General features: G+C 62.1%; 7 protein-coding genes. 6 read left to right on the plus strand and 1 reads right to left on the minus strand.

Going from position 1 to position 12,109, the window contains the following annotated elements; all coding sequences use genetic code 11:
• The first annotated feature begins 417 nt into the window (after window positions 1-417).
• Entirely contained in the window at window positions 418-1,026 is a 609-nt protein-coding gene (locus QNJ30_13825) for a hypothetical protein (protein ID MDJ0944541.1), read from the plus strand.
• A 565-nt stretch (window positions 1,027-1,591) separates the two neighbouring features.
• Window positions 1,592-7,576 (plus strand): DUF3320 domain-containing protein, encoded by a 5,985-nt coding sequence (locus tag QNJ30_13830; GenBank protein ID MDJ0944542.1) that lies wholly within the window; start codon window positions 1,592-1,594, stop codon window positions 7,574-7,576.
• A 148-nt stretch (window positions 7,577-7,724) separates the two neighbouring features.
• On the opposite strand, the gene QNJ30_13835 is transcribed toward QNJ30_13830, so the two are convergent.
• Window positions 7,725-8,120, minus strand: coding sequence for a RidA family protein (locus QNJ30_13835; GenBank protein ID MDJ0944543.1), 396 nt, complete (start codon window positions 8,118-8,120; stop codon window positions 7,725-7,727).
• A gap of 95 nt (window positions 8,121-8,215) precedes the next feature.
• On the opposite strand from QNJ30_13835, the gene QNJ30_13840 reads away from it, so the two are divergent.
• The 4 genes from QNJ30_13840 to QNJ30_13855 all read left to right on the plus strand — a co-directional run bounded on the left by QNJ30_13840 (window position 8,216) and on the right by QNJ30_13855 (window position 12,068).
• A complete protein-coding gene (locus QNJ30_13840) occupies window positions 8,216-9,202 on the plus strand; it encodes a YegS/Rv2252/BmrU family lipid kinase (protein MDJ0944544.1) in 987 nt (328 codons plus the stop codon).
• A 513-nt stretch (window positions 9,203-9,715) separates the two neighbouring features.
• Window positions 9,716-10,423 carry an ABC transporter permease gene (locus QNJ30_13845; GenBank protein ID MDJ0944545.1) on the plus strand — a complete coding sequence of 236 codons (708 nt, stop codon included), beginning with the start codon at window positions 9,716-9,718 and terminating at the stop codon, window positions 10,421-10,423.
• Complete coding sequence (locus tag QNJ30_13850) at window positions 10,416-11,186, plus strand: ATP-binding cassette domain-containing protein (protein ID MDJ0944546.1); 771 nt, start codon at window positions 10,416-10,418, stop codon at window positions 11,184-11,186. Before QNJ30_13845 ends, QNJ30_13850 begins: the two co-directional genes overlap by 8 nt.
• 42 nt (window positions 11,187-11,228) lie before the next feature.
• A complete protein-coding gene (locus tag QNJ30_13855; GenBank protein ID MDJ0944547.1) occupies window positions 11,229-12,068 on the plus strand; it encodes a substrate-binding domain-containing protein in 840 nt (279 codons plus the stop codon).
• The last annotated feature ends 41 nt before the right edge of the window (window positions 12,069-12,109 follow it).

A 12,109-nucleotide genomic window follows, 5' to 3' on the forward strand; every position in this document is an offset into this window, starting at 1 on the left:
GACGCCGGCGACGGCACCTTCGACATCTCCTACGAGCTCGTGGTCGACAAGATCGAGTGAGCGGGTCTCGCGCCGTCCCGACCTTCGGGACGGAGGGCCCGCCATCGTCCGGACCCGGCGGCCGATGCCATCGTGCGCGCCTGCCCCGGCGCGACCCGACCGGGCGCCGCGCCCGGGCTTCGTCCGCGATAAAACTTCAGATTGTGTCATTCCGCACATCACAACCCTCGGCTAGGGTCTAGCGTCTCCCCAAGCGCGGCCGATCCGCCCTCTGGGCTCGCCGCCGAGATCCCCGCCCGTCGAAGGGCGGCCCCACCGACTGCAAGCCGTCTCCCGCTTCGCGCGGGCAGGTGCAACCCCTGTCGGGCCGCCGCGGCGCGCCGCCTGCGGCCCGGCACGCAACGCTCGGAGGCTGACATGCCGAAGGACATCGCGGTCGTATCCTACAACCTCAACACCGCCTCGAGCCTGACCCAGGACGCGGTGGTCTTCCGGGACACCTTGAACGCCAACGGCTACTCGGCGGAGCTGATCCACCAGTGGGCCTTCCGGGAGCCCAGCGAAGCCGACTTCAAGCGGGAGCACGACTGGGAACGCTACGACGGCGTCGTGATCTGCAACTTCTACGACTTCTGGAACCTGCGCGAGCTGATCCGCTCGGGCCGGCCGGTGGTCCTGGCCAACATCGGCTACGTCGACGACCTCGGCCTGGGCGAGCGGTTGCAGGAGCACGTCTCGGAGGACGACTTCGAGGTCGTCGACGCTGTCCATCCCATCACCGCCGGGGCGGGCGTGCCGGCCGGGTCGCTCGACATCGGCAGCGCGGTCTGGCTCGACTCGACCTCGACCCACAATCACCACGTCGACGTGCTGGTCACGACCCTGGCCAACCGCGCGGTCCTGGCCGCCCACAAGGACCGCCCGCTGGTCTACTTCGGCTGGTACCGCATGTCCCAGGCCTCGACCGGCAGCGCCCTCTTCGACCTCCTGGTCCAGAGCGCCAACTGGGCCTTCTCCGGCCCCTGAGCGGCGGCGCTGAGATCTCCCTCCCCCTTGTGGGGGAGGGTGGGGAGGGGGGCTGCCGGCCAGGAACCCGAACAGCGGAGAGGTCGCGCGGCCAGCGCCTCGTAGCGGCCTCGCCACGTCGGCCGCCCTTCGTAGGCCAGGAGCCCGTCAGTTTTCTGGAGACACTGCACCCATTTCTGATGTCCCGGAGCTGGCCGCCTTAGACTGCGGGCGACGCCGTCCGGATTCCTTCGTCCTGGAATGTACTCTTGCCAAGTCGCGGGTCTGCCGGTCAAAGAAGGCGAACCAAAGCTAAGGAAACAAGCATACTGTCCCCCTAGTTCGCAGGCTGCTGCGAGTCCTTACAAGAAGCAGGAGCGTGAAACAGAGCAAGATAGGATAAAAGTCCCAAGGCTCGTTGAAGCTCGGTCTCGCCAAGTGGATCCTAACAAGAAACAGCCAACGGAAAATTTGAAGTCCTGAAGCTCTTCGTAAGCCGAAAACACTATTGATGTCCTTGCTCTTCTCGGGCTAGTTGTATTCAATACCTGAGGCGAGACAACAACAACACATTATGCGGAATGCAATGCAAGAGGAGTTTATTCCGTCATCCACGATCCATAGTGAGCTTGCAGGAAAGCTGAACTTCGCTTGCCATCAGAGCGCGTTCTCGTTCTTGCGAGATTTGCGAATCGAGAACGACGATTTGGAAGCTCGCTTGGATGACGTTCTGGTAACACTAACATCAGATCCAGGCTTCTTGGTCCCCAAGTCCTGGCGACTGGATCGGATTGCACCGAATGGGTCAGTATCGGTCAAGGACCGCGATCTCAAGCTGAACGGGGGATTTCTTCTCGACCTGACAGAAGCTATACGCGGGACGGTTACGATCTCAGTAGAGAAAGGCGGGCTAGTTATCGCGGAGGAGACAAAGCCCGTTGAACTGCTCGCATACAATGAATGGGGTGGCGCCGGATACATGCCGGAACTGCTCGCTGCCTTCTCAATACCAAACGATCCAGCTGTGGATCGTGTTCTGCACGACGCCACCATGGTTCTACGCAGGGCGGGCAAGCCAGATAGGATTGACGGCTATCGATCAGGCAGCCGACAGCGTGTTTGGGAGATTGCGTCGGCCATATACACGGCAATTGCCAACCTCGGCATTAGCTACGCGGTGCCGCCAGCTAGCTTCGAAGAGAACGGACAGAAAATCAGGCTTCCAGGCCAAGTTCTCGATGGTCGAGTCGCTACGTGCCTCGATACTACGATGCTCTTCGCATCAGCGCTGGAACAAGCTGGCTTGAACACAATCGTAGCCATGCCCAACGAGCACGCGATTGTGGGCGTTTGGTTGCAACCTGAAGAGCTTGCTACGATTGTTATTGATGAGGCGGAAACGCTGCGAAAGCGAATCCAGCTTAAGGAGTTAGTTTTCATCGAAACGACCCTTGTCACTAGTCATCCCGCACCGCCGTTCTCTAGAGCGGTAATAACCGCGGCTGAGACTATAACTCCTGACAAGGACAGCACCTTCAATTCAGCTGTCGACATTCGCAGGGCAAGGGCGCATAAAATCAATCCTTTAGGCTTAAGGATTGCTGACTCCACTGGTGTTGCCCAAGCAAATAAAGACCACGTTGTCCGAATGTCGCTTGAGGAAGCTCCGGCGCTTCCTGATTTCGACAACGATCCAGAAGATGAAGAAGTTGTTGATTCACCAGAAGGTCGGATTGAGCGTTGGCAACGCAAGCTCTTGGATCTGACAGCCCGCAACCCCTTGCTAAACCATAGGTCGACTAAGGCAAGCCTTCGGATCATTTGCCCACAGCCGGGACTGTTAGAAGATAAGCTTGCCGAAGGAACGAGGATTTCAATTCAGCCGGTTCCAGAGCCGTCCACAAAGGGGCAGGATCAGGAATTGCACCAGCGACGGACTGGTGAGTTAATCTCCGAGGAGTATGCCCGGGACGCATTGGAAAGAAGGCAGGTCCTAGTTGACCTATCGAAAGAGGATCTTTCCCGTCGCGCGGTCGAGATATACAGGAAAGCTCAAACAGCACTTCAGGAGGGTGGTTCAAACACGCTTTATCTGGCGCTAGGTTTCCTTCTGTGGAAACGAGATGAAAAGGACGAGCGGCGATTTCGTGCCCCGTTGATACTGCTGCCAGTAACGCTCGAGAGAAAGTCTGTCCGTAGTGGCATAAAGATGTTGGCGCACGATGACGAGCCACGATTCAATACTACACTTCTTGAGATGCTTCGTCGAGATTTTCAGATTGATATTCGGGGCTTGGACAGCGTGCTGCCACAAGATGACAGTGGGATAGATGTTGACGGTGTCTGGAATACCGTTCGTAGGGCGGTAAGAGACGCACCAGGCTTTGAAGTCGTCAATGATGTGGTTCTTGGCCACTTCTCTTTCGCGAAGTATCTAATGTGGAAGGACTTGGTAGACCGCACGGATGCGCTTCGCGAGAGCCCAATTGTAAAGCACTTGATTGATACGCCGCGGGATCCGTATCGGAGTGAAATCTCTTTCGTCCATCATGATGAAATTGATCAGAAATATAGGCCGGCTGATTTCCTGACGCCATTGCCGGCAGACGCATCTCAAATGGCTGCTATTGCGACTGCAGATTGCGGTAAGGACTTCATTGTCATTGGCCCGCCAGGAACTGGAAAGAGTCAAACGATCAGCAACCTGATTGCGCATTTTCTAGGAAAAGGTAAAACAATTCTGTTTGTTTCCGAAAAGATCGCTGCTTTAGAGGTGGTGCATAAACGCCTTAATGATATTGGCTTAGGTCAGCATTGCCTTCAGCTTCATTCCAACAAAGCTCGCAAGGCGGACGTCTTGAACCAGCTGCGCAACGCATGGTTGCCTGTGCAAGAGAAGACGGTCGACGTCTGGGAAAGGGAGGCGGAGAAGCTCCTTATTCTTCGAAACCGGCTCAATCTTGTCGTGGATCGTATGCACTTGGTGCGGCGAAACGGAATGACGGCCCATCACGCAATTGGAGTTAAAGTCCGTGATGAGGAGTTCGCTGGACGGCTAAGGTTCTCTTGGCCGAGCGCAGATCAGCACGACAAGGCTCAGTTGGACTTAATGCGCGATGCTGTAGAGAAGCTTCGTGTGCAGGTCGCGGCAGTGAGGGATGTCTCTGAAAGCCCGTTCCTACTCGTGGGAAAGGGCGATTGGTCACCCCATTGGGAAGCCCAGGTTGTTGAGAAGGCTGGCCTTCTATCCACTTCAGCCAAGGAGACAGACCAGGCTTGTGAGGCGCTTCTGAATGCTGTTGGAATTGTGGTCGCTGATCGCACCATGATGCGATTGGAAGCGTTGGGCAACCTCGCAGAGATCCTGATAGATTCTCATCGGCAACAGACTGCCTTCGCGCTCGACCCAGACGGGCCGGATCGGATCGAGGCGCTTGAAGAAGCTGTGCAGCGACTAGGGTCCTATGCCGAAGCGCAAGCGGAGCTAAGTTGTGCCTACGACCCGATGGCTTGGCGTCAGATAGATGGTGACCAAGTTCGACGCCGGTGGCACCAAGCGGAAAGGGCTTGGTGGCCAAAGAGTTTCTTTGCCCGGCGCCGGGTGATCAAGGATATGCAAGCCTCTGGCGCTCATGGACATCCAGATCCAGCGACTGATGCGGGAACGCTGGAGCGCCTGCGGATCGAGGGCGAGGCTATCGACCGCCTAGACAAAGTCCTTTCGGGCTTCAAAGACTGGAGAGGTCATACGACAAACCCAGAAGCTGTCCTCGCTCTCCAAGCTCTAGGGCAGCGGGCGCGTATTGCGGTTAGTAAGTTAGCAGACGATGCTCAAGCATTGACAGAACTGCGCGCTAAGATTCGTACTGTGCTGTATGACGGCAATGACCTGCTAGCGCAAGAAGCAATCGTCGGACGGGCAGCCGGAGCATTCTTGGCGAAGATCCAAGGGTTCCAGCGTGCGTGTGAAGCGTTCGAGGCGATCGCTGGGCAATCTGTACGAAACACGTTCGCGGCTTCGGAGAAGGCGCTAGATGCAATCAGGCAGACAGCGGACACGATTGCCGGTCGTCATGCTGAACTCCGAGATTGGTGCGGTTGGCGTCGGCGACGAACAGAGGCTTTTGACCTAGAGTTGGGTCCGTTGGTGGAAGCAATTGAGCAGGGGCGTGTGCCAACGGAAGAAATTGAGGATACCTTTGAAGCCGCCTATTGCACTTGGTGGTCGAGCGCTCTGATAGGCGAGGACGAAGTATTGCGCACTTTCTCTACGCCGGAACATGTTGCCAATATCTCGAAGTTCCGAGAGCTTGATGACCGATTTCAGGAAACAACAGCCGCGTACATTTCCGCAAAGCTAGCGGGACAGCTTCCAGGCTCCGATCAAGTGGGGCGAACTTCGTCCTGGGGAATTTTACGACATGAGCTTCAGAAGAAGAGACAGCATAAGCCAGTACGACAACTAATCGAGGAAATCCCGGATGTCCTAACTTGCCTAGCGCCTTGCCTGATGATGTCTCCCCTTTCCGTTGCGCAATACTTGCCGGCAAATCAGGCCTTGTTCGATGTCGTGGTTTTTGACGAAGCGTCGCAGATCACTGTCTGGGATGCAGTTGGCGCACTTGCACGCGGAAGGCAAGCTATCGTCGCGGGTGATCCGAAACAGATGCCGCCGACCAATTTCTTTGCTAGAGCCGATGAAGATCCAGACGGTGATGTTGATGTCGAAGGTGATCTTGAGAGTATTCTCGATGAAATGCGGGGAGCAAGCGTTCCGGAGCACACGCTAAATCTCCATTACCGCTCCCGTCGAGAGAGTCTGATAGCATTTTCAAACAGTCGCTACTATGACAACAGCTTGGTGACATTTCCTGCGCCTGTTAATCCAGACCTTGGGGTGCGGCTCATCCGGCCGGATGGATTCTACGCTCGCGGAAAAGCGCGCCATAACGAAGGAGAGGCCAAGGCCATTGTCGCCGAAGTCCTGCGTAGACTCGCTCACCATGATTCCGAGGTGCGTGACCTCTCCATTGGTGTGGTCACGTTCAACTCGGAACAGCAGACCCTAATCGAAAACCTTTTGGATGAAGCTCGTTCTCGGAACCCAGACATCGAATGGGCGTTCGCAAGTGAGAGTACGCTGGAGCCAGTCTTCGTCAAGAACTTGGAGACTGTTCAAGGCGATGAGCGCGATGTGATCTTGTTTAGCATTACCTATGGTCCAGATCAGAGCAACCATGTGACCATGAATTTTGGGCCGCTAAACCGCGAGGGTGGGGAGCGGCGGCTTAATGTGGCGATGACACGAGCCCGCTCTGAAATGACTGTGTTCTCTACGCTCGATCCAGCTCGCATCGATTTATCACGAACTCAAGCCCGAGCGGTAGCTGATTTGAAGCATTTTCTGGAGTATGCAGAACGTGGGCCGTCTGCACTTGGAACATCGGTCTACGGTTCCATTGGCGATTTCGAGTCACCCTTCGAATCAGCAGTCGCTAGTGCCCTCCGAGATAAGGGCTGGCAAGTGCACCCCCAGATCGGCGTGTCTGCCTATCGGATCGATCTAGGGGTTGTAGATCCTGACGAACCTGGTACCTACCTAGCTGGCGTCGAATGCGACGGAGCGATGTACCACAGCTCTTCATTCGCACGTGAGCGGGACAAGATTCGTCAGTCAGTCCTTGAGGGGCTTGGCTGGAACCTTTTTCGCATCTGGTCGACCGATTGGTGGACAAACAAAGAGAAGTCGCTAGAAGTTTTGCACGACGCACTACAAGAGCGCTTGGAAGCTGATCGGACGATGCGTCGGGAGCAGGCCGAGGCTGAAGCCGAGAGATTGAACAGCGCAGAAGAGTCAGCCGTTGGTGCCTTAGCTGCCGCTGATGATGGCGAGAGAACTGAAGCGGAGTTGATTGATCCGCTCCCTAATGAAGATGCTGATTTTCCCGTCGGATCCGAACTAGAGGCAAACTCGCAAGAGAGGAACTTGCGAATGCTGGCAGAGAAGGGTTCTCAACAACATCATATGAACTCGCCGAATTTTCAGTTTGGTTTTTCAGATGATGTCTTTACTGATCACGCCAATATCTACCTCGCTACACAATTTGACGGCGGCAAATATGTTGCAGAGCCGGGAGCCTTCTATGGTCAGGAGTATTCACGTCGCTTGTCGGCGATGATCGATCATGTGATAGATTCAGAGGGTCCAATCCATGAAGATGTTCTGGTGCGCCGTATTGCTCGCCATCACGGCTTTCAACGTTCTGGTCGGCAGATTCGTGAGAGCATTGTGGGGCTAGCGAAGCGCCGGCGTGGCCGAACTAAAGAGAATGTCGGTCTTTTCTTCTGGCCCAAAGGTACAGTCAAGGACCGGATTGCACCGGCTCGTCATAAGAACCGCGATGAGGAAATGCGCAAGGTGGAGTATATCTGCGTTGAAGAGCTTAAGGCTATACGCCGTGCTTGCGCCTGTAGTGACCCGGTAGAATTCGCTCGCTGTTTAGGGATAGCGCGGCTCAGCAGCGCCTCTCGTCGACGCCTAGAAATGGTCATCCGAAAAGACAAAGCCTAGTTGCTGCAAGGTGATCCTTTCGCATTTACAGACAGCGTCAACAGGCTGACAAGTTCGAATCAGCGATCCACGGCCCAGAGCTTACAATCCGCCTCGGAGATCGATCCACTCGGCATTCCTTTGCGATAGCTCGACGGATGGCTTCAATTCACCCCCTCCACACCACCAGATCGATCTCCACCCGTGCATCCCGCGCCAGCGCCGTTACGCCGACGCAGGTGCGGGCCGGGCGGCGGGTCTCCTCGAAGTATTCGGCGTAGACCCGGTTCATTGCCTCGTAGTCCGCCTCGAAGTGGGTCAGAAAGACCCGGGCCATGGCCACGTGTTCGAAGCCCAGGCCCAGGCTGGCCAGGACCTCGCGCAGGTTCTCCATGGTCTTGCGGGTCTGGGCCTCGATGCCGGCGGGCAGGGGGGCCTCGGGCGCGGCGGCGTCGATCGGCAGCTGGCCGGTCACGAAGACCCAGCCCCCGGCCTCGGCGGCGTGGCTGTAGGGCGCCACCGGAAAGGGCGCCGTGCCGACCATGTGGAAATGCAGTTGTGACATCGGGGTTCCTCCCTATCTTGTCACCTGACGCAGCTTCGCCGCCCGGCGGCGCGGCGCGCAAGCTTTCCGAAAGCCCTTCAGGCCAAGATCCGGCGATGGCCCGCCCGACCGCCCCGCATCGCGATGCCCCGCGTCTAGACGCCCCCCAGCCCGACGCCCGGCGTCCGGACGCCCCTTCCGCCGAGGCCCATCCCGGGCAGAAGGGGCCGCGCCGCCGCCTGCTGGTCATCCTCAACCCCACCGCCGGGCGCCGCCACCGCGGCCGCTGCCGCGCGACCCTGGAGCGGCTGCGCGCCCTGGGCTGCGCCGTCACCCTGCGGGAGACCACGGCCGCGGGCGAGGCCAGCGCGCTCGCCCGCGCCGCCGATCCGGCCGCCTTCGACGGCGTGGTCGCGGCCGGCGGCGACGGCACCGTCAACGAGGTCATCAACGGCCTGATCGGGATCCCCCTGCCGCTCGCCCTGCTGCCGCTCGGCACCGCCAACGTCCTGGCCGCCGAGATCGGCCTCGGCCTTGCGCCCGAGACGGTCGCCCGGGCCATCGTCGAAGGGCCGCGGCGGCGCATCGCTTGCGGCCGGGCCGGCGACCGCTACTTCACCCAGATGGCCGGGGTCGGCTTCGACGCCCAGGTGGTCGAGAACGTCGACCTCGCCCTCAAGCGCCGCATCGGCAAGGGCGCCTACGTGCTCGAGGCCCTGCGCCAGGCGGTCCGCTTCGGCTTTCCGACCTACCGCGTCACCGCCGACGGCGAGTCCTTTACCGCCGCCTCGGTCATCGTCGCCAAGGGCAAGCACTACGCCGGGCGCTACCTCCTGGCGCCCGAGGCCGCGATCGAGGACCCGGTCTTCCAGGTCTGCCTCTTCGAACGCGGCGGCCCCCTCGCCGTCGTCCGCTACGCCCTGGCCCTCCAGACCGGCCGCCTGCCGGCCCGCCCCGACCTGCGCCGCCTGCCGGCCCGCCACATCACCATCGAGGGCCCCGCCGGCGACCCGGTCCAGGGCGACGGCGACACCATCGGCCGCCTCCCCATCGAGATCGCCATCGTCCCCGACGCCATCGACCTCATCTTCGCCGCCGGCTGAGCGCGCGGCGGAGCTCTGCTCGGCTAAGGTCGCTGTTTCACCCCCACCCCACCCTCCCCCATCAAGGGGGAGGGCTTTTTCAAAGCGGCCCTTTCTTCCGCTTCGACGCAAAAGGAGGGGGCTCGAAGGCGCCGAGCCCGCGCCCTGACTCCCTCCCCCTTGATGGGGGAGGGTGGGGTGGGGGTGGCACACCTGCGCCGGCAAGCGGGCACCACCGGCTTCGCGCGGTGGGGGTGGCACACCGCCGCCCGCAAGCGGAAACCACCAGCCTCGCGCCTCGGCATCCTCATGCTTCGACAGGCTCAGCATGAGGGCGTTCTTTCACCTCGTCCGCGCGTACGCGCTGGGCTACGCCCTTTGTCGAAGGGCGAGGTCGGCACGCCGTCGGAGCCGCACAAGCGCCCAGCTTTTGACTGCAAATTCCCGCAAAATCCTGCATCTCACCCCCTTTCCCGCCCTTCCTGGACAAGAACGCAGTCCCACGCGTAGTCTCCCGCGGCGGGAGACAGAGCCATGCAGGACTTCGCCGCCGCCTTCGGCCTGGCCTTCGAGCTGATCCTCGGGGCCGATCCGGCGCTGACCGAGATCGTCGGGCTGTCGCTGCGGGTCAGCCTGACCGCGGTCGCCATCGCCGGCGCCCTCGGCCTGCCCCTGGGCGCGGCCCTCGCGGTCTTCCGCTTCCCCGGCCGCCAGGCGCTGATCGTGGTGGTCGGGGCGCTGATGGGCCTGCCGCCGGTGGTCGTGGGGCTCTGCGTCTACCTGCTGCTGTCCAACGCCGGACCGCTCGGGGTGCTCCAGCTGCTCTACACCCCGACCGCCATGATCGTCGCCCAGACAATCCTGGTGGCGCCGATCGTCGCGGCCCTGACCCGCCAGCTCCTGGAAGAGCTCCACGCCGAGTACGACGAGCAGCTCCGCTCCTTCGCCGTCGGCCGCCTGGCGACCCTGGCGACCCTGCTGTGGGACGGCCGCTACGGCCTCCTGACCGTGGCGCTGGCCGGCTTCGGGCGGGCCATCGCCGAGGTCGGCGCGGTGATCATCGTCGGCGGCAACATCAACCACGTGACCCGGGTCATGACCACCGCCATCGCGCTCGAGACCTCCCGGGGCGACCTCGCCTTGGCGCTCGCCCTGGGTATCGTGCTGATTCTGCTGGCCCTGGCGGTCAACGCCGCGGTCCTCTCCCTGCGCGGCACCGCGGCGCGCGCCGCCTATGCCTGAGGGCGGGGGCCGGATCGTGGCGGAGACCCGGACGAGGGAGGGCGCGGCCGGCCTGCTGCCGCTCGCGGTCGAGGGCCTGGTCTTCGAGGCCGGCGGCCGGCGCCTGATCGACGGCCTCGACCTCCGGCTCGCGGCCGGGCCGCTGACCGTGGTCCTGGGCCCCAACGGCGCCGGCAAGAGCCTGCTGCTGCGCCTGCTGCACGGCCTGATCGCCCCCGCCGCCGGCCGCATCGCCTGGGCCGGCCGGGCGCCGGACCGGAGCCTGCGCCTGCGCCAGGCCCTGGTCTTCCAGCGCCCGGTGCTGCTGCGCCGCTCGGTCGCCGCCAACCTGCGCTACGCCCTGGCCGCCCACGGCATCCGCGGCCCCGAACGCCAAGCCCGCAGCGACCAGTGGCTGGCCCGCGCCGGCCTGGCCGCGCTCGCCCGCCGCCCGGCGCGCCTGCTCTCCGGCGGCGAGCAGCAGCGCCTGGCCCTGGCCCGGGCGCTGGCCTGCGAGCCCGAGGTGCTGCTGCTCGACGAGCCCACCGCCAGCCTCGACCCGGCCTCGGCCCTGGCCATCGAGACCCTGATCCGCGCCGCCCGCGACGCCGGCACCAAGGTCGTCCTGGTCACCCACGACCTGGCCCAGGCCCGCCGCCTGGCCGAGGAGGTGGTCTTCCTCGACCGCGGCCGGGTCGAGGAGATCGCCCCCGCCGCGGCCTTCTTCGAGAAGCCGGCCTCGGAGCGGGCCCGCGCCTTCGTCGCCGGCCGCCTGCTGCCCTAGGACTCCGGACCCAAAGATGAACTATAGTGCAGGAGGGAAAACGTGACCGGACGTATAATTCCTGTTCTCGCCGCGGCCCTCCTGGCCGCCCTCGCCGCCCCAGGACCGGCCGCGGCGGAGGAGCGCTTCATCCTCCTCCAGTCGACCACCTCGACCCAGAATTCCGGGCTTTTCGACGCCATCCTGCCGGGCTTCACCGCGGCCACCGGGATCGAGGTCCGGGTGGTCGCGGTCGGCACCGGCCAGGCCCTGAAGAACGCCCGCAACGGCGACGGCGACGTCCTGCTGGTCCACGCCGTGGAGGCCGAAGAGGCCTTCGTTTCAGAGGGTTACGGGGTCAAACGTTTCGACGTCATGTACAACGACTTCGTCATCGTCGGCCCGCCCGCCGACCCGGCCGGGATCGCCGGCCTCAGCGACGCCACCGCCGCCCTCAAATCCATCGCGGCGGCCAGGGCGCCCTTCGCCTCGCGCGGCGACGACAGCGGGACCCACAAGAAGGAGCTGGCGCTCTGGCGGGCGGCCGGGCTCGACCCTGTGGCGGCCAGCGGCACCTGGTACCGCGAGACCGGCTCGGGCATGGGTGCCACCCTGAATGTCGCGCTCGGCATGGGCGCCTACACCCTGACCGACCGCGGCACCTGGATCGCGTTCAAAAACAAGGGGAATTTCGGGATCCTGGTCGCCGGCGACGCGCGGCTCTTCAACCCCTACGGCGTGATCCTGGTCAACCCGGCCCGCCATCCCCGGGTCAAGGCGGCCGACGGCCAGGCCTTCATCGACTGGCTGACCGGCCCCGACGGCCAGGCCGCCATCGCCGCCTACAAGCTTGAGGGTCAGCAGCTGTTCTTTCCGAATGCCGGGGACGGCGGCGGGAGCTGACCTCCGCTTCGCAGACAACCGATCGCGCGATCTGGAAGGGG

Source organism: Kiloniellales bacterium (assembly GCA_030066685.1).
GTDB lineage: Bacteria > Pseudomonadota > Alphaproteobacteria > Kiloniellales > JAKSBE01 > JAKSBE01.

What these genes read in the sequence shown, in the direction of transcription:
- QNJ30_13835 (MDJ0944543.1), bottom strand. Translation starts at nt 8,120, where the DNA reads ATGTCACAACTGCATTTCCACATGGTCGGCACGGCGCCCTTTCCGGTG.
- QNJ30_13850 (MDJ0944546.1), top strand. Translation starts at nt 10,416, where the DNA reads ATGCCTGAGGGCGGGGGCCGGATCGTGGCGGAGACCCGGACGAGGGAG.
- QNJ30_13825 (MDJ0944541.1), top strand. Translation starts at nt 418, where the DNA reads ATGCCGAAGGACATCGCGGTCGTATCCTACAACCTCAACACCGCCTCG.
- QNJ30_13830 (MDJ0944542.1), top strand. Translation starts at nt 1,592, where the DNA reads ATGCAAGAGGAGTTTATTCCGTCATCCACGATCCATAGTGAGCTTGCA.
- QNJ30_13845 (MDJ0944545.1), top strand. Translation starts at nt 9,716, where the DNA reads ATGCAGGACTTCGCCGCCGCCTTCGGCCTGGCCTTCGAGCTGATCCTC.
- QNJ30_13840 (MDJ0944544.1), top strand. Translation starts at nt 8,216, where the DNA reads ATGGCCCGCCCGACCGCCCCGCATCGCGATGCCCCGCGTCTAGACGCC.